This window comes from Altericroceibacterium indicum (assembly GCF_009828105.1).
Classification (GTDB): Bacteria; Pseudomonadota; Alphaproteobacteria; order Sphingomonadales; family Sphingomonadaceae; genus Altericroceibacterium; species Altericroceibacterium indicum.
Map to the genome: position 1 here is coordinate 376070 of NZ_WTYQ01000003.1, position 22720 is coordinate 398789.

General features: G+C 55.4%; 21 protein-coding genes. 8 read left to right on the plus strand and 13 right to left on the minus strand.

Translation table 11 applies throughout. The features are described 5' to 3' along the window. Positions 1-43: 43 nt before the first annotated feature. The 3 genes from GRI39_RS10130 to GRI39_RS10140 all read right to left on the minus strand — a co-directional run bounded on the left by GRI39_RS10130 (position 44) and on the right by GRI39_RS10140 (position 1896). Positions 44-664 (minus strand): DUF3885 domain-containing protein, encoded by a 621-nt coding sequence (locus GRI39_RS10130; RefSeq protein WP_160739575.1) that lies wholly within the window; start codon positions 662-664, stop codon positions 44-46. Between the two features lie 217 nt (positions 665-881). After that, positions 882-1694 (minus strand): hypothetical protein, encoded by an 813-nt coding sequence (locus tag GRI39_RS10135; protein ID WP_160739576.1) that lies wholly within the window; start codon positions 1692-1694, stop codon positions 882-884. 1 nt (position 1695) lies between these two features. After that, entirely contained in the window at positions 1696-1896 is a 201-nt protein-coding gene (locus GRI39_RS10140; RefSeq protein WP_211371532.1) for a hypothetical protein, read from the minus strand. A 219-nt stretch (positions 1897-2115) separates the two neighbouring features. Here GRI39_RS10140 and GRI39_RS10145 point away from each other — a divergent pair, with 219 nt between their 5' ends. After that, positions 2116-3324, plus strand: coding sequence for a M20 metallopeptidase family protein (locus GRI39_RS10145; RefSeq protein ID WP_160739578.1), 1209 nt, complete (start codon positions 2116-2118; stop codon positions 3322-3324). 4 nt (positions 3325-3328) lie between these two features. On the opposite strand, the gene hglS is transcribed toward GRI39_RS10145, so the two are convergent. Continuing rightward, a complete protein-coding gene (gene hglS, locus GRI39_RS10150; protein WP_343033331.1) occupies positions 3329-4702 on the minus strand; it encodes a 2-oxoadipate dioxygenase/decarboxylase HglS in 1374 nt (457 codons plus the stop codon). A gap of 249 nt (positions 4703-4951) precedes the next feature. Between hglS and GRI39_RS10155 the strand changes: the two genes are divergently transcribed. The 3 genes from GRI39_RS10155 to GRI39_RS10165 all read left to right on the plus strand — a co-directional run bounded on the left by GRI39_RS10155 (position 4952) and on the right by GRI39_RS10165 (position 7147). Further along, entirely contained in the window at positions 4952-6139 is a 1188-nt protein-coding gene (locus GRI39_RS10155) for an MFS transporter (protein ID WP_160739579.1), read from the plus strand. Between the two features lie 145 nt (positions 6140-6284). Then, a complete protein-coding gene (locus tag GRI39_RS10160; RefSeq protein ID WP_160739580.1) occupies positions 6285-6728 on the plus strand; it encodes a YeeE/YedE family protein in 444 nt (147 codons plus the stop codon). Beyond that, positions 6728-7147 carry a YeeE/YedE family protein gene (locus GRI39_RS10165; RefSeq protein WP_160739581.1) on the plus strand — a complete coding sequence of 140 codons (420 nt, stop codon included), beginning with the start codon at positions 6728-6730 and terminating at the stop codon, positions 7145-7147. The genes GRI39_RS10160 and GRI39_RS10165 overlap by 1 nt, the downstream gene beginning before the upstream one ends. Before the next feature lie 3 nt (positions 7148-7150). Here the strand turns inward: GRI39_RS10165 and GRI39_RS10170 are convergent, their stop codons facing one another. From GRI39_RS10170 to GRI39_RS14720, 5 genes are all read right to left on the minus strand, one after another. Then, a complete protein-coding gene (locus GRI39_RS10170; protein ID WP_160739582.1) occupies positions 7151-8218 on the minus strand; it encodes an FUSC family protein in 1068 nt (355 codons plus the stop codon). 231 nt (positions 8219-8449) lie between these two features. Further along, positions 8450-10546, minus strand: coding sequence for a malate synthase G (locus tag GRI39_RS10175; protein ID WP_160739583.1), 2097 nt, complete (start codon positions 10544-10546; stop codon positions 8450-8452). Between the two features lie 14 nt (positions 10547-10560). Beyond that, a complete protein-coding gene (locus GRI39_RS10180) occupies positions 10561-10989 on the minus strand; it encodes a GlcG/HbpS family heme-binding protein (protein ID WP_160739584.1) in 429 nt (142 codons plus the stop codon). A 23-nt stretch (positions 10990-11012) separates the two neighbouring features. Beyond that, a complete protein-coding gene (locus tag GRI39_RS10185; protein ID WP_160739585.1) occupies positions 11013-12233 on the minus strand; it encodes a D-amino acid dehydrogenase in 1221 nt (406 codons plus the stop codon). Between the two features lie 183 nt (positions 12234-12416). Beyond that, complete coding sequence (locus GRI39_RS14720) at positions 12417-12539, minus strand: hypothetical protein (protein ID WP_281351878.1); 123 nt, start codon at positions 12537-12539, stop codon at positions 12417-12419. 158 nt (positions 12540-12697) lie between these two features. Between GRI39_RS14720 and GRI39_RS10190 the strand changes: the two genes are divergently transcribed. From GRI39_RS10190 to GRI39_RS10200, 3 genes are all read left to right on the plus strand, one after another. Further along, positions 12698-13186, plus strand: a complete 489-nt coding sequence (locus GRI39_RS10190) for an Lrp/AsnC family transcriptional regulator (protein ID WP_343033332.1) — start codon at positions 12698-12700, stop codon at positions 13184-13186. 127 nt (positions 13187-13313) lie between these two features. After that, positions 13314-14942, plus strand: a complete 1629-nt coding sequence (locus GRI39_RS10195; RefSeq protein ID WP_246205048.1) for a mechanosensitive ion channel family protein — start codon at positions 13314-13316, stop codon at positions 14940-14942. Then, entirely contained in the window at positions 14893-15657 is a 765-nt protein-coding gene (locus GRI39_RS10200; protein ID WP_246205021.1) for a ribonuclease T2 family protein, read from the plus strand. The genes GRI39_RS10195 and GRI39_RS10200 overlap by 50 nt, the downstream gene beginning before the upstream one ends. 1 nt (position 15658) lies before the next feature. On the opposite strand, the gene GRI39_RS10205 is transcribed toward GRI39_RS10200, so the two are convergent. Next, positions 15659-16114 (minus strand): nucleoside deaminase, encoded by a 456-nt coding sequence (locus GRI39_RS10205; protein WP_160739587.1) that lies wholly within the window; start codon positions 16112-16114, stop codon positions 15659-15661. A gap of 126 nt (positions 16115-16240) precedes the next feature. Between GRI39_RS10205 and rpmB the strand changes: the two genes are divergently transcribed. Further along, positions 16241-16531 (plus strand): 50S ribosomal protein L28, encoded by a 291-nt coding sequence (rpmB, locus tag GRI39_RS10210; RefSeq protein WP_160739588.1) that lies wholly within the window; start codon positions 16241-16243, stop codon positions 16529-16531. 87 nt (positions 16532-16618) lie between these two features. On the opposite strand, the gene GRI39_RS10215 is transcribed toward rpmB, so the two are convergent. From GRI39_RS10215 to GRI39_RS10225, 3 genes are all read right to left on the minus strand, one after another. Continuing rightward, on the minus strand, positions 16619-17680 hold the full coding sequence (locus GRI39_RS10215) for an esterase-like activity of phytase family protein (protein WP_160739589.1): 1062 nt from the start codon (positions 17678-17680) through the stop codon (positions 16619-16621). Beyond that, positions 17677-19125, minus strand: coding sequence for a tetratricopeptide repeat-containing sulfotransferase family protein (locus tag GRI39_RS10220; protein WP_160739590.1), 1449 nt, complete (start codon positions 19123-19125; stop codon positions 17677-17679). The genes GRI39_RS10215 and GRI39_RS10220 overlap by 4 nt, the downstream gene beginning before the upstream one ends. 117 nt (positions 19126-19242) lie before the next feature. Then, on the minus strand, positions 19243-22299 hold the full coding sequence (locus GRI39_RS10225) for a TonB-dependent receptor (RefSeq protein WP_160739591.1): 3057 nt from the start codon (positions 22297-22299) through the stop codon (positions 19243-19245). Between the last annotated feature and the right edge of the window lie 421 nt (positions 22300-22720).

A 22720-nucleotide genomic window follows, 5' to 3' on the forward strand; every position in this document is an offset into this window, starting at 1 on the left:
GTGAACTTCAATCGCAGGAGAGTTGTGAACATCCTGCCTTTCGTCAGCTTTCAAATACCGCCGCCATTCTGTTTCGATCATCGTCTAGCAGCCAGCTGTTAAATTGTGAGTATAGTTCTACCAGCGGCTCTTTGGTCAGCGCGGTAATGTCCATTCCCCGGTCATCATAGGCGTTCACGCATACCCCGCGCTCCAAGTCGACTAGCTTTGTTAAGACAGGTGCTCTCGGCTCTACGCCAAGATCCAGTGCAATCTGGTTCCAGAGGAAAATGTCAGCTTCGTCCCAAGTAAGGCTTACAGCACGTTGCACCCACTGTTCTGCTTCGGGGTCAGCTTCGTCGCCAGGCCACCAAAAGCCACTCCATGAGCCAAGTGCGGCTTCGCATGAGACACCCAACTCGGAAAGCTGTTCAAATCCGGTCTCCGTTGTCCAGCCGTATTGTTGTGCATTCATAACCATGCTTGGGTGAGGAAACGCTCCAATGATCCCGGTGACACTGTCGGTGGGCAAAGCCATACGAGCGAGACAACGAGCGCGATCGAAGCTTCTCGTAAATTTAGTTAGATATCTCCCAACATGATCGCCATCGCACAGCTCAAACCGGAGCCGGTAAGGCGAGGCCCATAATTCACGCTGCCAGTTGGGTTCGAGCGATAAAATCATGAGGTAACACATCTACCAATAGGGCTGACCGCGATTGGTCCATTTCCGATTAGGCTGCATTCCGATAGGAATTTCGCAAAGCTGCCATGTCTGTTTTCAAATGTGGAGGCCGACCGATCAAATGACGTGATTGTCGTGGAAAGCGAACGAGCAGCTTTCAGGCGGCTTCTGGATTGGGCACGCCTTCGCGTGCCTTCCGGCACCAGCGGCGACGCGGTCATCGTCTGGCTCGCAGGTCTGTTATGGCACCGAAGCGGTCGGCCAAGGTGCGGCGCATGATCTGCCGCTGGCTAAGCTCGGTGGAAAGCGCAGGATCAGCAAGCTGAGGACAGGCCCCCGCCGGCGCCCGTGGTGCCAACGGGTCCTCACACACAACCAACCAACCCGCTGATGCGGCCTCGCCGCGACGGTAGATATCACTCGCTTTCGTGCACAGAGCGGGCATCCCGTCGGTGCAGCCCATCGCATAAGCCAGATAGCGGAGATATTCGCGCGGCCATTGCGCATCGCTTCGATCCATCACGCGTGCCTCGGGCAGACTGTCAGCAAGCGCTGCACAACCTCGACCGTCGAGATAATGGTCGGCATTGTGGGTAAAGCAGGCTCGCACCAACGAGTAGGCGCTCTCGCGGAGGAGCCGCTCGCCGCCCAGTCCCACACGCTGCATGATACCCAGATAGGTGCAGCCATAGGGGCCGATTCCGACATCACCGGAGGCGCACACGCGCGCCATCCGCTTTCGCGCCAGGTGATAGTCGCGCAAGGCCGGATTGAGGAATGCGATCTTGCCGGCCTCATAACACCCGTTAATCGTCAACCCAGCCGAGCAAGAGCGGTCGTAGGCGGCAAGTGCTACCGCCTCATCGCCCCGTCGCTCGGCGAGGACCCCATCCTTCCAGCAGCTGTCCACGTCATCTACTGCGGCGCAGGCTGTCGCATCAACACTCGCGGGCGATACGCGAGCAAGCGTAGGCTGCGTTGGCCACAGTACAAACGCCATCAGGGCTGCAAGCCAGCGCGCAAACCTCATATTAACTGCGCCTCGCGCCGTAGAAAATCGCGCCACAGGCCACGGCTAGCGGTGCCCAGAAGTGGAGCAGACCGATAGAGCTCAGCACGTCGAACCGCTCACGGCAGCCGGTCGGGTTCATGCCACACCCCAGCGGCACAAAATAGAAGAACCACACGAAGGTAGCGATGGCGAGCAGCAAGCCGAATATCAGCGAAAGCATCTTCATGCCTTCTAGTTTCACCGAAAATTGTTTGTCGTCTACTCCCTATCTTCAAAGAGCGCGTTCCGCCCTCAAAGCAGGCAATCCGCAGCCGGACGACGAGGTGGGCATAGCCTCGCCAATATGGATTAAATTCACCCCGCAAAATGCCTCTCTCCCGTCTCTCGACAGGGGCAGTCTCCCATGCCTATCATGGCAGGCCATTCAACGGAGCCAAACATGCTGCATGATACACTGCGCGCCGATGCACGTGCCTTGTCGGACGATATCATCACCCTGCGGCGGGCGATTCATGCGGAACCGGAATTGGGTCTGGAAACACCCAAAACACTCGCCAAAGTGCGTGCTGCGCTGGCCGATTTGCCACTGGAATGGCGCGAAGGGGGCTCGTGCACAGGGGCCGTCGCCACGCTGAAGGGCACCGGCTCTGCAGCCGCGGACCCGCGCCGTGTACTGCTGCGCGGCGATATGGACGCATTGCCGATGGAGGAAGCCACCGGGCTGCCCTTCGCCTCGCGCCTTGCTGGACGGATGCATGCTTGCGGGCATGATACGCATACCGCCATGCTCGCCGGAGCGGCGCGCTTGTTGTCCAGCAAGCGGCACGAATTTTCCGGTGAAGTGCACTTCATGTTCCAGCCAGGGGAAGAAGGATTCCACGGCGCACGCCATATGATCGATGATGGCTTGCTTGATCCGCTACCCGATGCGGCCTTTGCGCTCCATATCATGCCCAATTCACGCCATGGCACTCTGGCAAGCCGCTCAGGCCCGCTGATGGCGGCCGCAGATCAGCTAGAAATCAGCGTAAATGGCAAGGGTGGCCATGCCTCCATGCCGCATGATGCAGCCGATCCGGTTCCTGTCGCCGCAGAAATCATCACCGCTCTCCAATCCCTCGTTACGCGGCATTTCAATGCTGCTGATGCCGTGGTGATCACTATCACCCAGATGGAGGCTGGCACTGCGCATAATGTCATCGCCGATAGTGTGAAGCTGAAAGGTACAATGCGCAGCCTTTCCCCTGCCAACCGCGCTTCCTTGCATCAATCCGTTGCACGCCTTGCTGAACATATCGCAGCCGCCCATGGAATCAGTGCGGAGGTCACGATCACCCCCGGCTTCCCTGTCACTATCAATGATCCGCGCGCGATCGCACTGGGTGCCAAAGTCGTACAGGGCCAGCCCGGCGGCGAATTTGTAGAGCTTCCCGCCCCCATCATGGGGGCGGAAGATTTCGCCTATGTGCTAGAACAGGTGCCCGGCGCCATGTTCTTCCTCGGCGTGGCGGAAGAAGGGACCGATTGGCAACATTGCTGCGGCATTCATTCCAACCGTATGATGGTGGATGAAAGCGCCCTGCCCATTGGCACAGCCTTTCTGGCCGGATGCGCATTACGCTTTCTGGAAAGCGGCTGGGAGGGTTGAAGCGTCACCCTCCGCTAAACAATCGCTCCACTTCCGCCAGTGATTCATCCTGAAGCTGCTGGTAGAGTACAAAGGGATCAAGCACCGGAACACCCAGCGCGGCTTCAAACGTATCCTGCGATGCCTGCGCATCATAAGATCGCTGCTCTGCTCCGCCAAGATTGGACTGGAAGATACCCGCAGCACTGACCGGCAGGAAATCCTCATACAGGATCGGCTCTGCCACGATCAGACCCGCTTCAAGCAGCTTATCGACCCCTTGTGTTCCTTTATGGTCACTTTGCGTCGCGTTCAAACCTTCTGCAGTGGGCACATATCGAAAGTAAGCAAGCCCTTGTTTTCGCAAAATTTCCATATCATCCGGGAAGTGAGCAAAGGCTCGTTGCAGCCGCTCTGCATAGTCTTCCGATGTCGATCCCGATGCCCCGCGTGCTTCCGCAAGGCATTGATCATAAAGGGTTCTTCCGGCAGGCGTCAGTGCGATACCGCGCTGCTCGATCTCACCAAATCGCGCTGTATGTGTCCCCTGCGCATCGCCTGTATCGTCAGTGAAGCAGACCACTTCTTCAAGCGCTGTGAAACTCGTCTGGCGCAGCAGAATCGGTACCTTTCTGGCCGGTGGCCCTTCAATGACCGATTTTGCGCTGATCCCCCTCTGCTTCATACCTTCCTGCGCGGCATCGATGTCCAATGTGCTGGGAGTTAAGTGATTGATATGGGGGCCTTTAAAGCTCACAACATCAGCAATCAAACGATGAGCATCATGCAAATTCCGGTAAGTTTCATGATCCACAATCGCATTCGGGTGCCACCGGAAGACATTCAGCACTTCCTGCAAGAATTCATCTTTGTGCTCCAGCGGAAGGCCATTCTTTTCTTCTGCAATTTCAACCAGTTCCAACCCTCGATCTGAGATAATCTGCCGCCCGGCCAGAATAGCCGCCGCCTTATCCCGCAAAGCGACATCTTCGATCAGTTCCAACCGCAGCAGGGAAGTAAAGATTCGGAACGGACTGGCGTTCAGATCAGAGCGCTCCACAGGCCGGAATGCCGTCGAATGCACCGGCACACCCGCGATTGAAAGATCATAATAGGCAACCGGCTGCATTCCCATCAGCGCGAAAATACGGCGCAAATTGCTAAGCTCCTGGGCTGTCCCGACACGGATAGCCCCGTGTCTCTCCACCCCAAGGCGGGCAATCTCTCCGCTGCGCTCCAACCGCGCCTTCAAATCAGGAAATGCATCCATAACACTTTGATTTATCTCAGATACAAGAGAAATCAGATCACCATAGAGCGGCACTTCAGCACGATACATTTCAGACATTGCATCCGAAAAGGTGGCGCGAAGATCACTGGCGGATACGAAATCGGACACTGAAAGGCTCCTGCTTCAATTCATACCCGCCCTATACCGGTTTCTGTCGCCCGAAAGCCAACCTCTTTCAAAAGTTTCCCACCGACTGGCGGCTTTCCACGCGCTTTTCCATGCTGTCCCTCTTGCGACAATTTTAACGATCGTTATCGTTGTTCGTAATGAGGGATATAGAAATGAAACGTCACCCCGGCATGAAGACCTGCGATCAAGGCCAGAAAATCAGCTTTTTCCCTGAGGAAACCGCTGAACATGGATAAGCGCCTTCCGCCGCTTCTGGTCGCGGTCTTCATCAATATTGCGGGCTTCAGCCTGATTCTACCTTTGCTGCCATTTTACGGACAGGTGTTTGACGCGAGTCCCTTTGGTATCGCGCTGCTTTTTGCCGCTTATTCCTTTGGGAATGTGTTTGGCGAAATTCACTGGGGACGCCAATCCGACATCTGGGGAAGGCGTAAGGTTCTGGCAATCACGACCTTCATTGCCGGAGTCAGCTATTTCGCTTTCGCCTATGCTCCCAACTTGTGGGTCGCCATTATCATCCGGATGTTGAGCGGTTTCTTTTCCGGCACGATGAGCGTCGCGCAAGGCTTCATCGCTGATGTCTCAACACCGGAAAAACGCGCCAAAACCATGGGTCTCTTCGGTGCAGCATTCAGCCTGGGTTTTGCCTTTGGTCCGGTGATCGGCGGGGTTTTTGCTGGAACCGAAGTGGCCGCATCCAGCTTCCGCCTACCAATCTTTATCGCAGGTGGTTTCTCAATAATGGCCTCTCTCTGGTGCCTTATCGTCCTGCGCGATGCAGTGGCACCAAAAGGCAAGGGCGCACCCTTGCCACGCTATCGGGAAGCATTTCACTTCGTTGGGACTCGCCCCATTTTGCTCAGGCTCTTCATCATTGGCTTTTTTGGCATCGCCGCCTTCGCCTCAATGGAAGCCATTTACGGATTATGGACTGAAGAGAATTTCGGCTGGAACGCTCATGATCTGGGCTGGGCCTTTCTGGCTATCGGCGCAGGTGGCTTTATCGCGCAGATTTTCCTGATTGGCCCCTTAGTCGCGCGTTTCGGGGAAGCCCGCGTTATCGTGATAGGACTTGTCCTGCTATCCTTATCCATGCTGCTTCAGCCTATCATACGCCTGCCTGTTTCAGGTATTTTGCTGATGGGCTTGCTCATGGCCGGCCATAGCCTCGCTTTCCCCACAGCAGGGGCACTGATTTCCCGTAATACGCCGCCAGAAAGACAAGGCAGCACGATGGGTCTGTTGATGGCATCCAATGCCTTAGGCCGGATCATCGCCCCCCCTATATTCGGTGCAATTTACGGTTCTATCGCCCACGATGCGCCCTGGTATATCGGGGCTGGTATGATCGGTCTGGTGATAGTTTTGGCACTCCAACTGGTAAAAATCACAAGTGCAGCCAAAACCGCCGTGTGAAGTGAGCCAGTGAGATGTCGTAAATGCCCAATCTTTTGCTATTCATTAGCTTATCGGGAGCCGAAAGCGTAAACTGCCGTTTGCTGCAGGATTAAGATACCACCTATTTAGACAGCAGCTTCGAAGTGATTACAGGACGTCATCTATGATACCCGGATTTCCGTATGCCCAGCCAATCGAAGGGTTCTTAGGAGGCCTTCTCATCGGCCTTGCCGCTGCCATTATGTTGCTCGGTATCGGCCGAATTGCAGGCATCAGCGGCTTATTGGCACGTGCATCCGGAATGAGTGACAGCGGCCCCAAGCAATCTATCGCACTGATGTTTATTATCGGCCTTGTCATTGGTGGCGGGCTCTTTTCGCTTACTCTTGGTCCTATAGAAGTCCGTTACCCCCCTAATCTCTGGTGGCTTGTCCCTGCTGGCTTGGTTGTTGGCATCGGCACCAGACTTGGAAGCGGCTGCACCAGTGGACATGGTGTTTGCGGCATGTCGCGGCTCAGCCGACGGTCGATCATAGCAACACTGACCTTTATGGTCGCAGGCTTTGCTACAGTCGCTTTGGTCAATCTTTCAGGCGGAGGATGGTAATGAAGCGCCATATGATCGGCCTGGTTTCAGGCGTTGTTTTCGGTTTTGGCCTTGCTTTGTCGGGTATGATGAACCCGGCCCGTGTGCGCGGCTTTCTTGACATTTTCGGCCATTGGGACCCGACACTGGCCTTTGTCATGGGCGGTGCAATGCTGATTATGGCTTTAGCCTGGGCCTTTCAGCGCCGCACGATCAAGCCTGCTTGCGCAGAGGAATACCACCTTCCTGGCACCAAAAGGATTGATGCTCGCTTGCTGATAGGTGCCGGGTTGTTTGGAGCAGGCTGGGGCCTTGGAGGCCTGTGCCCTGGGCCTGCTATCGCCTCGCTTGGGACGCAATTTGTGCCTGCAGCGATTTTCTGTGCGTCCATGCTGGTTGGAATGCTGCTGTTCCGGGCATGGGATTCACGCATGAGTTGAAGGCTAGCGGTACAGGACTGATCGTTCGTTGATACGATCGGTCAGATCAAAAAAGTCCTGATTTAAGCGCCTTAGCGCGAAGGTGAGGCCAAAGATCCGCCCGACTTCCTCAAAATCGAGATTGCTGGCTTCCTGAGAGTTACGGAAATCTTTGAAGGCCGATTCAAATTCGAACAGGCACTTTCTGGCATCATCCCGATCAATGCTCTCTAGCGATTTAAGGGAAGCTCCACAGGCTTCAGCCAAACGTCCTTCTGCATGGATGAAGGCAGTAGCGGATTCTCCCAAGGCTTGCAGAACACCTTCTGAGTAAGGTTTATCAGTCAAACGGCTGACATGGGTGATATCATTACGGATGCGCCACAGGGTTCGCACGATAGCATCGGACACGCCGGGGCGGCCTAGTTTTGCGGTCTGTTCCTGAATCACATCCGGGAGGATTTCCTCAGCGCTCGCCAGTGCTGTGCGCAAAGCGATATTGGTTTCCGTGGCGCTGTAGCCCTCCCCTTTTTCCAACGCATCGGCTTGGTGGTCGAGCAATTCCTTGATACTTTTCAGCACATTACCAAGCTTGTTCACCATTACTGTACTGGCCTGAACCGGCAGAACCAGGCGCATGGCCAGAACGCCCACGACCCCGCCCATCGCAATTTCGATAATGCGCAAGGTGACGAAAGTGAAAACCGGAATGTCTGGCGCTCTTGTCAGCATGACCACAGCGGCAGTGAGCCCAGCCACGCGAAGGCGTGGGTTGAGAGAGGCTGCAACGCTGGTAATTCCGGCCACAATAACCAGAGAAATGCCGGTATAGAGCGGGCCTGGGGGTGCGAGGAGGACGGCTACGCCGCCCATAATGGCGCCGGCAATCGTCGCAATCAGGCGGTCTATCGCTGCCCTCAATGTTGCCCCGACGGAGCCTTGCATCACCAGCAAAACCGTGAAAATCGCCCAGAAACCCTGATGTAAGCCGGTGATCTGGGTGATGGAATATGTGACCGCGCAGGCGATCATAACGCGCAGGGCCTGAAAATAGGCCGCTCTGTGCCGGTTGAAGATTTGCGCGCCTGTCATGATCGTCCTGTTTCGGCTGAAATTCGAGCTTTTGAAGCGGTTGAGCGCCTCAGAAGATCCGGACGAATGAGTTTTGCAGGCCTGTCGAAAATGTCCAGCCCCAGCGTAAATTGCACCGCTCAAAGGTGGTTGATCGGAACCTAAAGTAACTGAACGGCACCACACACCGGCATAAAGTGCGGCAAAAGGGGGCAAGAGGTGTCACGCCCTGCCCCCCAGATATAAGCCCGCTCAACCCGCGCTGTTTTTCACGATCTGGCGATAGTGATGCAGCAGAGGTTCGGTATAACCATTGGGCTGATTGACCCCATCAAACACCAGAGCGCGAGCAGCCTGATAGGCCTGACTGGTGCCTTCATGGCCCGACATCGGTGAATAATCCGCCGTGCCTTCATTCTGCCCATCAACCTTGGCGGCCATGCGCTGGAAGGCAGCGTCCACATCATCGGCTGAGCAAATGCCATGCAGCAGCCAATTGGCCATATGCTGCGAGCTGATCCGCAAGGTGGCGCGATCTTCCATCAGGCCGATGTCGTGAATATCGGGCACTTTGGAGCAACCGACCCCCTGATCGACCCAGCGCACCACATAGCCGAGGATACCTTGCGCATTATTCTCCAGCTCTTCGCGGATCGCAGTGGCGTCCCAATCGGGTGACGTGGCCACCGGAATGGTCAGCAAAGAATCCAGCCCGGTGACGCCTTCCCTAGCCCGGATGGCTTGACGCTGCGCCACATCAACGCGGTGGTAATGGGTGGCATGAAGCACCGCCGCCGTAGGGGATGGCACCCAAGCCGTGCTCGCCCCGCTTAAGGGATGGCCGATCTTCTGTTCAAGCATATCGGCCATGCGGTCAGGCGCGGCCCACATGCCCTTGCCGATCTGCGCTTTACCCGAAAAACCGCAAGCTAGGCCAATCTGCACGTTGCGATCTTCATAAGCACTGATCCAGCGGCTGCTCTTCATATCGCCTTTGCGGACCATTGGCCCTGCCCGCATGGAGGTGTGCATTTCATCGCCCGTGCGATCCAGAAAGCCGGTATTGATGAAGAACACCCGGTCTTTCACCGCATGGATTGAGGCGGCAAGATTGGCCGATGTGCGCCGTTCTTCATCCATCACCCCGACCTTGATCGTATGGCGGGCGAGCCCCAGAAGATCTTCCACCGCATTAAACAGACGATTGGTGAAAGCAGCTTCTTCAGGCCCGTGCATCTTGGGCTTCACAATATAGATCGAACCTGTCCGGCTGTTCCGGATCGGCCCTTGCTGCTGCAAATCATGCAGTCCGATCAGGCTGGTAACGATCGCATCAAGAATGCCTTCAGGCGCTTCCCCGCCATCAGCGAGCTTCACCACCGGCGTCGTCATCAAATGGCCGACATTGCGCACCAGCAACAGACTGCGACCGGAAAGCGCAAATTCTGAACCGTCTTTGGCGCGATAGGCCCGGTCAGGATTGAGACGGCGCGTCATGCGCTTTCCGCCCTTTTCAAACTCTGCTTCCAGATCGCCCTGAAGCAAGCCCAGCCAATTGGTGTAAGCGGCGACCTTATCTTCGGTATCCACAGCGGCGACGGAATCTTCCAGATCGCAGATCGTCGTGGCAGCGGCTTCCATGATGACATCAGCCAGCCCTGCCGGATCATCTTTGCCGATGGGATGGTTCCGATCAATCACCAGTTCCAGATGCAACCCATTATGGCGCAGCAGGTAATTGTCCCCGGCCGTGCCGACCAGTTCCGCCCCTTTGGCCAGCACCGGCGCACTGCCATCCCAATTTTTCCATGAGCCTTCAGCCAGTGGCACAGTGTCATCAAGAAATTCGCGGACCCAGCCGATAACCCTGGCGCCACGATCTGCGTCATAACCCTTGCCTGCCGGCTCTCCGGCAATCGCGTCAGTGCCATACAGCGCGTCATAAAGGCTGCCCCAGCGCGCATTGGCGGCATTGAGGAGGAAGCGGGTATTGAGGATCGGCACCACCAATTGTGGCGCGGCCAGTTGGGCCAGCTCTGTATCGACCTTTTCCGGGGCGATGGTGAAGGCTTCAGGTTCCGGCACCAGATAGCCAATATCGCGCAGGAATTGCTGGTAGCTTTCTGCATCCCCGACACCATTGGATTGCTGGATATGCCAGCGATCAATCTGTTCTTCCATCCGTGCACGAATGGCGAGCAGCTCGCGGTTTTCCGGCGCGAAGCGGGCGAAAATATCGGCCATTCCGGCCCAGAATTTTTCAGCCTCTACCCCGGTGCCGGGCAAAGCCTTGTCTTCAATGAAACGGATCAGGGGATCGGCAATGGACAGGCCATATGTATTGGTCATCGACATGGTGCGCCTTACTCCTGCGGCTTCAAGCCAGCCGCTGCGATCCCGGCTAGCGCGCAAAGTTCATCATTGTCGCTGGTATCACCCGTGATGCCGACAGCGCCGATGGGGAAGCCATCTGCACCGACGACAATCACCCCGCCTGCAGCAGGCAGTACGCCTTTGGGGGCGATGGCCCCCAGAGAACCGATGAAAGAGGGGCGGTCTGCCGCCATATCACCGATGGTGCGGCTTGATACGCCAAGCGCCAGCGCTCCAGCCGCTTTGGCCGTGGCGATTTCAGGCCGCAGGGTAGACGCGCCATCCTGCCGCTGAAAGGCGAGCAAATGCCCGCCCGGATCGAGTACGGCCACGCTCAAAGGTTTGAGGCCCAGTTCTGCGCCCTTCTCCAGCGCGCTGGTGATGATGGTGTTTGCGTGAGCAAGTGTGATTCGTGACATGAATCCTGTCCCTTTTCCCTAATTTAGTGCCGGGTCTGTTGATCGACCTGTTCGGCAACGAGTTGAGCAGTTGCAGCGGACAGCGTCCAGCCAAGATGACCATGTCCGGTATTATAAAAAATATGAGGCCGCTTTCCGGGGCCAACGCGCGGTAACATGCTGGGCGTCATCGGCCTCAGGCCCGCCCATGGCTTCACATCGCGGGTGCACATGTCGGGAAACAGCTTTTCGCACCAGCGCACCAGCGGGGCGATGCGATCAGCCCGGATATCCTTATTCTCGCCATTGAATTCGGCTGTCCCGGCCACGCGGAACCGTTGCCGCCCCAACCGGCTGGTGACGATCTTGGCATCCTCATCCAGCAGGCTGACCGTGGGTGCAGCGTTCTGGCTCACCTCATCGTCCAGTGAAACGGTGATGGAATAGCCTTTCACCGGATAGATATTCACCCGGTCGCCCAGCATATGCGCAAAATGGCGGCTGGCGACCCCGGCGCAGATCACCAGCGCATCGCCTTCGATGGGATCATCAGGCCGTGTGGCCACTTTCACCTTCACATGATCGGGTGATGCAATGATGCCATTGACGGGCGCATTGAAAACAAAGCGCGCCCCGCGCTTCTCGCAGGCTTTGGCAAGTCCGGAGGTGAATTTGTGAATGTCGCCCGTGCAATCGGACGGGGTAAAGAAACCGCCGGCAAACTGGCCATGCAATGCAGGTTCAATGCTCAGCATTTCTTCAGGCGTAACGGGATAGCGTTCCAACCCGCCTTCAACCATCAGAGCATTGGACAGTTCAGCCTTTTTCAGCGCAGCGGGGTTATAGTAAAGGTGGAGAATGCCACGCTTTTCGAGGTCGAAGTCGATATTTTCCGCTTTGGCCATGTGGAACAGATGCTGCCGCGCGGCGATAGCGAGGCGCGTGGTCTCCACCGTATTGGGCTTGTAATGCAGGATCTGGCCACAGAACTCCGCCATCCAGGAATATTTGTGATAATTGGGCCGGGGATTGACCAACAGCGGCGCATCAGACCTCAGCATCCATTTCAGCCCTTTTAAAATGGTGCTCCAATTGTTCCACACTTCGGCATTGCTGGCCGAAAGCTGCCCGCCATTGGCGAAGGAGGTTTCCATCGCCGGATAACGGTGCTTTTCGACCACTGTGACCTCATGCCCGCGTTCCAGCAGCGCATAGGCTGTGGTGACGCCGGTAATGCCTGCTCCGAGGACGATGATATGCGCCATGTCCTTGTATCTCCATCTATAAAGGCATTCAGGACGCGCGCCGATAGCGGACGCAATTCGCCTGTGGCTCGCCGCTGCCCCATGTTGAGGAAGCGCACCGCCTGCCTGTTGCATTCGAATTTGACCAAATGGCCTGCCCGGCTGATTGTTGGCTGGTCGGGCAGACCGTGACCTTAAGCTTCGTCAGCCACCAATCGGCATCCCCGGTGGAATGTCCGGCAAGCGTTCTGCATCTCCCATTTCCTTTTCGAACAGATCAGAATCGCCCAGTCGGGGGGCAACGTGATGAACGCCGCTGCGCTCCATTCAATCTGCGTTCCAAACTGACCATCGTCCCCCCAGAACCTGACGAATCTTTTTCATTTCGTGGGTACATTTTTAACAGGAAAGGGCTTGCGGATCTGATCGATTTTTCACAGAATTTCTGGTCAAATCTTTATTTTCTCAATTCTATGGGAGTATTTGTGGAGGAATCCGTCAAACTAGCGCTTGATCCAATTGACTATCGCATCCTGCAAGCCCTGGATGCCGATGGACGAATATCTGACGTCGCCTTGGGGGAACGGGTTCACCTATCCAGTACGGCTGTTGCCAGAAGGCGGAAAATCCTTGAAGAACGGGGCCTGATCTCGGGCTACACGGCCGGAATAGACCTGCTCCAGCTGGGCCTTGGCATCAGTGTTATGGTGATGATCGAACTGGCATCACAAGCAGAGGATAAGCTGGTCGAATTCGAAGAGGCGGTGCAGCGCTGCCCCTCCATGTCTTATTGCAGCTTTATCTCAGGCGATGTCGATTTTCTGATGATTATTCATGTCCGGTCCTTTGAGGATTATGACCGGGTCTATCGCCAGGAACTGTCGAATTTACCGCATGTTGCCAAGATTCGGAGCAGTTTTGTGATGCGGACTGTGGCGCAACGCCAATCTCCCCCCGCAGCCTTCCAAAAATAGGGTGCCAGCCATTTTGGCAACTATTTAAAACAATCGGATTTGCGCTTCCGCTCCCTGTGTCTGAACTGTGATCAATTGCCGAGCCGGCTTGTCAGAAAATCACGGAAAGCGTAGCGGCTTGGGCCTTATGTTTATCCGTTTGATGCTCTCGATCCTCGTCCTCCTGGCACTGCCGGCAGTGGCAGTGGCGCAATCCAATCCGCTGGCAGCGGCCACTTCCAGTGCAGAAAAGTCCAAACCGGCTGATCTCTACGGCCGGGGGACACCCCGCACTGCGGTGACCGAATTGCTCGGCGCTCTGGCAGCGCGCGATTATGATCGGGCAGGCTATTACATGGACCTTGGCCAAGGTGCAGACGCCAAACCGCCAGCCAAGGCCGCGGACCTTGGCAAACGCCTGCAGATCGAATTGGACAATTCCGGCTCGCTGATGCCCTTTGCCGCTCTGTCAAACGATCCAAATGGCCAGACAGACGATGGGCTTGCGCTTGATCTTGAAAAGGTTGGCACGCTCAACAAAGATAATCCGATCCTCCTCAAACAGACGCAAGGCCCAGAAGGTCCTATCTGGCGGATTTCGCCAGAAACGGTGGCTGTGCTGAAAAAGCTGGATGTTCCACCAGAGCAGGAAGCCAGCCTCACCAAGCCTGTTGGAACGCAGTTTGCTGGTGCGCCAATCAAGGATTGGCTGGTACTTCTGGCCGGGGCCTTTTCCAGCTTTCTGGCGCTATGGCTCATTTCCAAAGCCATTCTGTTTGTCATGCGCGCAGTGATGGGGAACGAAAAGGAAAGCGCGGTCTACCGCTTCTCACGCGCAGGTCTGCCGCCATTGGCGCTGTTTTTAGCCGTCGTTCTGTTTAACCTCTGGGCGAACGACATCGGCGTCTCGATTATCGCACGGCAGACATTGATGCGCTATTTCGGGATCATCGCGATGATCTCGCTGGTATGGTTCGGCTTGCGTCTCGTGGATGCCATCACCGGCGTTACTTCCGCCAAAATGGCCCGCAGTGAACGCCGACAAGCTGTCTCGGTGATTTCCCTGATGCGGCGGGGTGCCAAGATTGTTCTGCTGGCTCTGGCGACCATTGCTATTCTCGATACGCTGGGCTTTGATGTGACGACCGGGATCGCCGCTTTGGGTATCGGTGGTATCGCATTGGCACTCGGCGCTCAAAAGACAGTCGAAAACCTCGTCGGCAGCGTCACCATGATTGCCGACCGCCCGATTCAGGTAGGTGATTTCTGCCGTGTGGGCGATATTCTGGGCACGGTCGAAGATATCGGCATCCGCTCCACCCGTATCCGCACCCTCACCCGCACGATAGTAACGATCCCCAATGGCGACCTTTCTGCACTGCAGATCGAAAATTATGCCGCGCGTGATCGGTTCTTGTTCAATCCGGTCATTGGCGTGGAATATGGTATTTCTGCTGCCAAGCTGCGTGAAGGCGTCGATATTGTCGAAAGAATTTTGAACGAACATGAAAAGATCGACGCAGAAGGTGCGCGCGCGCGCTTTGTTGCCTTTGGAGACAGTTCGCTCAACATTGAGGTATTCTCTTATATCACCGTTGGCGATTACGCGGAATCTCTGGTGATCCAGCAGGAATTGCTGCTCGATATCTATCGCCGCCTCACCATGGCCGGTCTCGGTATCGCCTTCCCGACGCGGACGATTCATATGATTCAGGAGAAACCGGCCGATGTGGAAGGAGACCCCAAACCACCCAGCCCGCCGCGTGAAATCAAGTAAGCGCCTGCCCGCCATGGTGGTGGGCGCAGTCTTGCTGGGCCTCACCTGCCCCACTTCTGCGCTCGCTCAGGCTTATCAATGCAGCGTCCCGGGAAGAGCCGTTTCCGTCCCTCCCGTCACGCAGGAAGGACCAAGCCGCAAAACACAAATCAGCGGCTATACGCTGGCCCTCAGCTGGTCACCTGAATATTGCCAGATGCATAAGGACAACCCCAGGGACTGGCGGCAATGCTCAGGCAAAGCAGGCCTGTTTGGTTTCATCGTGCACGGCCTGTGGCCAGAAGGCTCCCGCCACTATCCGCAATATTGCAGCAGCCCTGCCCCCTTCTTGTCCGGCGCAGAGGCAGCCCGCAATCTGTGCATGACCCCTTCGGCAAGATTGCTTGCCCATGAATGGGCCAAGCATGGCACCTGCATGGCACGAAGCCCCGAAACCTATTTCAAGATCACCCGCATCTTATGGAACAGCCTGCGCTGGCCCGATTTCGACCGGATCTCTCGCAAGAAAGGCCTCACCGCGGGCGATGTGCGCCAGGCTTTTGCTGATGCCAATCCCTATTGGGAAGTACCGCATATTGGGCTGGTGATCGACAAGAAGGGCTGGCTCGAAGAAATGCGGCTTTGTTACGGCACGGACTTCATGCCCAAAGCCTGCAAAGCAGCGCGCTTTGGGCCGGCTGATTCAACACCTGTCAAAATCTGGCGCGGGCTTTGATTCACCGCCGTTCGGCAAAGAAGCGCCGTAGCAACAAGGCCGCCTCCCCTTCCCCGATGCCGGAATAAACCTCTGGCCGGTGCAGGCATTGGGGTTGCTCAAACACTCTCGCACCATGCTCAACCGCCCCGCCCTTGGGATCACTCGCACCATAATAGACCCGCGCGATCCGGGCATGGACAATAGCCCCGGCACACATCGCGCAAGGCTCAAGCGTCACCCACAGATCGCAATCACTCAGCCGCTCCTGCCCGAGAATCAGGGCTGCAGCGCGAATCGCCTGAATCTCCGCATGGGCTGTCGGATCACATGATTGTCGCGGGGTATTATGACCTTCAGCAATGATTTTACCTTCGCGTGTCACCACCGCCCCAACCGGGACTTCTCCCGCCAAAGCCGCCTGCTGCGCCAGTTTCAGCGCATGCTTCATAGGTTCAGGGAGCGGCCAGCGATTCATGCTATATTGCGCTAATCACTTGCGCCCCGCCCTGCAATGCCGCAGGGAAACTTGACGATTCGGTCAGGCAGCGCTAAGCGCGCCTCTTTCCGAGTAAGCCTGCTTTTGAAGACTGAGAGATAGACCATGTCGCGCATCTGCGAACTGACCGGTAAGAGCCGCCAGATCGGCCACAATGTGAGCCACGCCAACAACAAGACCAAGCGCGTTTTTCTGCCGAATCTGCAGAATGTTACGCTGCTGTCCGAAAAGCTCGATCGTAGCTTCAAGTTCCGCGTTTCGACGCAGGGCCTGCGTTCGGTTGAACACAATGGCGGCCTGGATAATTGGTTGCTGAAAACCACGGATACGAAGCTGTCCGCTCGCGCCATCAAGGTGAAGCGCGAACTGCAGAAGGCTGGCGAAGCCGCCGCCTAAGCAGAACAGGCGCTTCGGCGCCTGCCAGCTTCAGAAGAGCTACGCGATAAGGGCGTGCGGTATTCCGTGCGCCTTTTCGTGTCTTCGTTAATGGGCTGAGCTCATTTTCAGGGCCTGGGTTGCAGCGGCCTCAGTTTGCTTCCCTTTGGCCTGCCCCATGTCCCAACGGATCTGGAGCAATAGCGTTTGCTGTAGCACAGCCTGATTGTCATCCGAAATCATCCACAGATCGACTAACCCTCCCCCCAGATCACGAACGGCTAAGCCCTCATAATTTTCCGAAGGAATGGGCGATGCAAAGTCGAGCAATGTCTGCCAATGCCAATATTGGCCTTTCTTGATCGTCGCCGGGTCCGCAATCAGGAGCCGTGAACGAAATATCGGCGGAAATGGCGGATCAAAATCGCGTAGCAAAATCAGAACCCGCCCGTCCGGTAGTTGCGCCATATCGGTGGACCGATAGCCTTTGGGGTGTGCCAGCCCGAAGATCAGCGGCGTGCCGCCCTCCACGGGATCATGATCATAAAGCAGCCCCACGCTCGGCGCGGGTTTCGGCCCCGTCCCACCTTCAGACATGACAATGAAGCGCCCATCTGCCAACCGCAGGAGGGATTCAGCGCCGCTATTATGTGGCCAATGTGCCATTTCGGGCGGATGCACAGAGGCCCATTTGCCATTCGCTGCAGAATGCCGGCGGATCATGTTCATGCCTTCATATCCAAGCCAGATATCACCGGTCTTGGGGTCACGCGTGGCCGATTCGATATCACTTTGCCACTTTTTCAGCAGTTTACGATCAGTCGGTACGTGATCGAGCCGAGCAGGCCGTTGTGGTGCGCCAGGTGCGGAAAAGCGCAAACGCCAGCCAAAGTCACTGTAAGTCTGAAATTGCCCATCAGGCATCGCCAGCAAGCTGGAATAGCCTCCAAACTCCCGCGCATCGCTCGCAAGCTGCCACACACCCATCAGCCGCATATGCCCCTGTGCCGCTGGCAGGTCACTTTCACCCACAAGCCGGGTAATCTGCATCGCTCCATCCGACCAGGGCGGCGGAACCGGCGATCGCCACCAGATCGGCGGCAAGAGACAGATGGCAACGAGCAGGCCGAGTAGCAGTCGCTTAATAGAAGCAGCAGCAAGCCTGCTCACAAACCGAGATCTTTACGCGCTTGTGCATATGCGACGCCAAATGGCTCCAGCCATTGCGCATATGGCTCAGAACTGCCGATCGATTGAGTCGATATGGGTTCCCGGACCTGAGCCGAACTGTTTGTCGTGACAACCCTCTTCGAACTATGTGGCGTTAGCATAGCGGCTTCGAATGGCAGCCCGACATGCTCCGCCATTCGCTTGATTTCCCGCTCCGAATTACGCACCAATTCTTCATACTGCACGCTCATCAATCGCTCACCCAGTGTCTCCTGCCAAAAATGGCGCAGGCGATGCTCACTCGCTGAACGACGGGCAATCAATTCCAGGGATTGGGACCAATCAATCCCTTCAGCAAAGTGATTGCTGAATATTGACCAGGCACAATCCCGTGGGTTCCGTTCCAACCAGATGAACCGGGCATTCGGAAACAGAATGGCAGCGAATCCCATCAGGCGCGTCGTGCTCAGTGATTTATCAACGACCCGCCCTGTGCCGAAACGATCCGCCATCAGCCTGTGATAATGGGCTTGAGCACTCTCCAGAGCTTGCCAAATATTATCACGAGAGCGCAACTGTATGGGGTTTGCACTTCCTAAAATGCGCCGGCAATGGGCGAGGATTTCTACCTCCCCTCCCCCAACTATATGGCTGTGTGAAGCAAGAATTTGCTCTACAAGTGTTGTCCCGGAGCGTGGCAGACCTGTAACAAATATGGGGCCCACCTTGTCATCATGAATCGCCAGTTCCTGAATAGCATCCCGGCTCCATTCGGAAAGAATGTGCGAGAGCTCCTCCTGATCTTTCAACATATCATAGGGCGTGATTTGCGCCTGAAGCTGACCAGCCTCGCTAAATGCAGCAAAAGCCGAAGCGTAATCCTTGGCAGAATGCTTCAGACTGCCAAGCGCATAATAAAAAGGAATAGCCGCTGCTGGTTGAAGATTGGCACACAGCTCTTTCAACACCGCTTCATCTTCTGATCGAATGCCGCCGGCTTTTGCCAAACCGAGCCAGGCCGGCCCGGTTTGGGGTGCATATTCCACCGCCCGCCTCAAATAGCTGCGTGCCGTCTCGATTTCCCCTTGATCAAACGCGAGCATACCCTGGAAATAGGCATTCTGAACGGGATCAGGTACGGATTGGGGTACAGTTTTCAGTAGCGCTTGCGCTCCTGACAAATCGCCCGCCTTGGCCTTGATGGCCGCAGCATCGAAGCGGGTAAGTGTGCTTGCAACCTGTTCAACCAGAAGATCGGCCGCTGCTCGTGCCAGAGCGAACTCGCCATCCTTGAGCATAACAGTGGCCACACTGCGCCATTGCTGACCCATGGGGTAGCGTAACTGAACAAGGCCGCGCACCGCACTCAGAACTGCGCCATGATCCCGCCTTTGAAGAGCGGAGACGAATTGGCGAATATATTCGGGCCCGGTTTGCTCTGTCATCCAGCAGCCATAGCAAGACAGCACGTGATTGTAAGTTTCGAATATGGCTGTTTTGGGCAAAGAAAAAGGGCCCCGCCAAGCGGAGCCCTTTCCCTGTTTTCAAACTGGTCAGGGCGTTTAGAAGCCCATCTGGAACTGGAAACGTACGTAGCGCGGCGTTTGATAACCGGTAGCCACGCCATAGGAACTGCGCGGTTGGAAGTTTGACAATGTTCCACGCTCTTCGAAATCGAGCTTTGCCTTTGAATTGAAGATATTGAAAACGTCCACACGGAATGAGGAGTCAAAATCTTCAACCGGCAGTTTGAACACAGCAGAGAGGCTGACTTCTGTGAGCCAATCACTGTCGAACTGCGAACCGCGCGGCGTCAGCGTTGTGGAATTGGCAGGGACTGTTACTGATGGGTCAGAGATAATATCTCCGTTTCCATCAACGTTACAATACCAGGCAGCCGCGCCATAGGCACCTGCATAGGGATCAATTGTGCTAGGAATACGCCCGATACAGCCAAATTTCCGTGGCGACTGCACAGTCGCAGACCCACCGAGCACGAGCCAGTTCGTTGGCTGATAAGAGCCAAAGATCTTGAAGTTGTGCTCACGGTGCGGCGGCAGATAGCCATAAGCGCCATTGGTCAAGCCGGGCTGGTCAAAGTCAGTCGTGATTCCGGAGTCATCCTGACCATTATCAGATTTCACACCGCCTTCGGTGTTCCCCTTGAGCTTGGACCATGTGTAAGACCCTTGAAGGCTCCAAACACCGTCAAACTCGCGTTCGAAAGTGGCTGTAATCGCCTTGTAGGTGCGCTTTGCAGCAGGATAGCCCAGTTGCTCTGCCGTGAAATCGATCGTCCGCAGATCGGTTTCACCCGGCAATGGATCAGACAGTGTAATTGTCGCGGAATCGCCCGGGTTGATCAGCACATATTGATGGAACCCCGACCAGATACCTTCACAAGCATCCCTGTCATAACCATTGTCGGCACAGTAATTGTTGACTGCCGCATCAATAGCGCTGTCTTCCAAGGAACGGTTCAGACTGCGGTATGTGCCATAAAGACCAAAGACCCATTTTTCACCAAAGCGCATTTCACCGCCGATGATATATTCATCCATGGATTGCGGCTTGAGGCTCTTTGAAACCAGTGCTTCGGTTGGGTTGGCAGTACCATTGGAAATAACTTCGCAGTTTTCCGTACCTGTATCGAGACAGGCCGCTGATCCTTCAAATCCAATCAAAGGGGCACCGAGAACTGGCGAACCATCCTCGTTCACGCCTTCCAGAACATTGTAGCGTGTCTGGTCAAATTCCGCGCCGGCCAAGCGAATATTGGTATTCGCAGGGATCGGCAGGAAGTAACGGCCGAAAGAACCATAGAGCTTCGCCCGTCCATCATCGAATACGTCAAAGGTAAAGCCAGCACGCGGCCCCCATTGATCTCCCGATTCATAGAACGCTACACCGTCAGCATTTTTATTACGGAAACGGTCGTTGCGGATGCCCAACTGCAATTGCAGCCGATCACCCATCAAAGACCAATTGTCCTGAATATAGAACGCGTCGTTGACAGTAGAGAAAGTACCACCGTTGATGAAGGTTCGGCCTGCGGCATAATCTACACCTGGCGCGGCATAAAGATCGCCTGCGCCAGCTGTATAATAGGAATATGCCACACCGCCGGTATATCGTGTTTCGTTAATGGAATTCAGATTTTCACGGTAATAGCCGCCACGAATATGGTGCGACCCCAGCGCTTCGAAGAATACATCGACGTCGCCACGATAGAACTCGCGTTCATCTTTCGCAAATTCGATTGTATTGCTTGGGTTACCGATGATTTGCAGTTCACCGCTACGATAATCGGCAACGTATGGACGGTTCGGATCACTTGGCGTGTAAGTGTCAGAAAGCTTGCTTTTACCGTAGGCAGCGGAAACTGTCAGCCAATCTGTAAAGTTGCCCGTGTAGCGGCCGACATAGTTTTTACCGCCGTAATTATAAAGCTCTCCCGCTTCATATTTATCGACAATATCAGTTTCAGGATCATAGGTATAATTGCTATAAGTTTCGGTGCCCGAGCTATCGAAATAGGTAAATTCGAGGCGATGGCCATCAATGGGAACAGCGTCCACTTTGACTGCCCAGAATGGGCTATCGGTATAACGGTTCTCGTAAATGTTCGAAGTCGCAAGGCCTCTGTTCGTGGTATAATCACGGAACTGATAGAGGCCATATACGAACAGGCGATCTTTAATGATCGGGCCTGAAGCCTGAATGATCGCATCCTTCTTATCGACCCCATCCATGCTGTTGTCGACATAGAGATTGCCAGAATATGGGTCGCGGCTGTACGGGCTGTCACTGCGAAGGCCATCTGGCTCCCAGTTGAATTTCAGACTGGCGTGATATTCATTTGAACCGGATTTGGTTGTGGCGTTGATAACACCGCCGGTAGCCGGGCCGAATTCAGCCTGATAGCCACCATTCTTGACTTCGACTGTTTCATAGAAATCAAATGGAACGGTTCCAGCACCGAGCCCTTTGCGAAAATCGGTGATGTTGAGGCCGTTCACAAAATACTGGTTTTCCGAAACCGAAGAGCCTCCGATATTGGGAAGGTTCCCGAAGGCAGTATCCCCCTGGGTTGTGCCAGGAGACAATTCGATGATCGATGTCAGATCACGTGCGACAGGCACACGGTCAGCAAGGTCAGCCACTTTGACGACAAGCCCGGTCGTCGTACGGTTGAAGTCGACAACTTCAGTACGGCCTGCAGTAACGATAATTTCGCCGTGTGAACCGCCCACCGGTACAAGCGCGAACTGGTTCGCAGCGCCGTTCTGAGACAACGTCACCCTTGGATCGGTGAAAGTTTCATATCCGTCTGCTGAAACAGTAACCGTGTAATTACCAGCCGGCACCTGACCGATGCGATAAGTGCCGCTTGAGTTGGTCGTCGCTGTCCTGCTGAAGCCTTGAGCGTTTGATACGATGGTGATGCTGGCATCCGCGATGGGTTCGCCATCGGTGCTGACAATGCGGCCTGATGCGGTGACATTGGTATAATCCTGGGCGGCAGCAGGTGCGGCGAACATGGCTGCGGCGCTGATGCCTCCCAGAGCAAGTGCCAATGGTGCCGCGCTACCCCGCAAGGCTTTCGAAAATTTCTTCAAGTTCCAGTCCCCTATTTCATTCGACTGCTCGTTACGAGCATCCGTCAGAACATGTTTGGGAACGCCCCCACCTACCCCGTAAGTGTTGACAGCAGGCACAGTCCCCAAACCTGATGGGAGGTAATGGACCGCATTGTATCCAAAGTGTAAAGTCTAGCTGAAGGCCAGATGAACATATGGTTGAAACTGTAACTTCTGCGCCACAGATTCGAAGCTGATTTGTAATATTATTAGATATCTGAAGCGTTAAATTTCAACATACGGGAATATGCTTAGGCTGCTGTCGCTGAGCATTGTAATATCTTGAGAATTCAAGATTTTACAATCTGTATAATGCCCGGCGGCTCAAGGCAGTACCTTATCAGATGATAAACCAGTGAACCTTCACAAGTCGCTGAGCCAATCACAAGCTACAGAGCGG

Excerpts from the sequence above, each read along its gene's own strand:
- GRI39_RS10165 (WP_160739581.1), top strand. The coding sequence starts at position 6,728 with ATGAAGCGCCATATGATCGGCCTGGTTTCAGGCGTTGTTTTCGGTTTT.
- GRI39_RS10200 (WP_246205021.1), top strand. The coding sequence starts at position 14,893 with ATGTGGAAGGAGACCCCAAACCACCCAGCCCGCCGCGTGAAATCAAGT.
- GRI39_RS10145 (WP_160739578.1), top strand. The coding sequence starts at position 2,116 with ATGCTGCATGATACACTGCGCGCCGATGCACGTGCCTTGTCGGACGAT.
- GRI39_RS10160 (WP_160739580.1), top strand. The coding sequence starts at position 6,285 with ATGATACCCGGATTTCCGTATGCCCAGCCAATCGAAGGGTTCTTAGGA.
- GRI39_RS10180 (WP_160739584.1), bottom strand. The coding sequence starts at position 10,989 with ATGTCACGAATCACACTTGCTCACGCAAACACCATCATCACCAGCGCG.
- GRI39_RS10185 (WP_160739585.1), bottom strand. The coding sequence starts at position 12,233 with ATGGCGCATATCATCGTCCTCGGAGCAGGCATTACCGGCGTCACCACA.
- GRI39_RS10135 (WP_160739576.1), bottom strand. The coding sequence starts at position 1,694 with ATGAGGTTTGCGCGCTGGCTTGCAGCCCTGATGGCGTTTGTACTGTGG.
- GRI39_RS14720 (WP_281351878.1), bottom strand. The coding sequence starts at position 12,539 with ATGGAGCGCAGCGGCGTTCATCACGTTGCCCCCCGACTGGGCGATTCT.
- GRI39_RS10205 (WP_160739587.1), bottom strand. The coding sequence starts at position 16,114 with ATGAATCGCTGGCCGCTCCCTGAACCTATGAAGCATGCGCTGAAACTG.
- GRI39_RS10220 (WP_160739590.1), bottom strand. The coding sequence starts at position 19,125 with ATGACAGAGCAAACCGGGCCCGAATATATTCGCCAATTCGTCTCCGCT.
- GRI39_RS10195 (WP_246205048.1), top strand. The coding sequence starts at position 13,314 with ATGTTTATCCGTTTGATGCTCTCGATCCTCGTCCTCCTGGCACTGCCG.
- rpmB (WP_160739588.1), top strand. The coding sequence starts at position 16,241 with ATGTCGCGCATCTGCGAACTGACCGGTAAGAGCCGCCAGATCGGCCAC.
- GRI39_RS10175 (WP_160739583.1), bottom strand. The coding sequence starts at position 10,546 with ATGACCAATACATATGGCCTGTCCATTGCCGATCCCCTGATCCGTTTC.
- GRI39_RS10130 (WP_160739575.1), bottom strand. The coding sequence starts at position 664 with ATGATTTTATCGCTCGAACCCAACTGGCAGCGTGAATTATGGGCCTCG.
- GRI39_RS10155 (WP_160739579.1), top strand. The coding sequence starts at position 4,952 with ATGGATAAGCGCCTTCCGCCGCTTCTGGTCGCGGTCTTCATCAATATT.
- GRI39_RS10170 (WP_160739582.1), bottom strand. The coding sequence starts at position 8,218 with ATGACAGGCGCGCAAATCTTCAACCGGCACAGAGCGGCCTATTTTCAG.
- GRI39_RS10140 (WP_211371532.1), bottom strand. The coding sequence starts at position 1,896 with ATGCTTTCGCTGATATTCGGCTTGCTGCTCGCCATCGCTACCTTCGTG.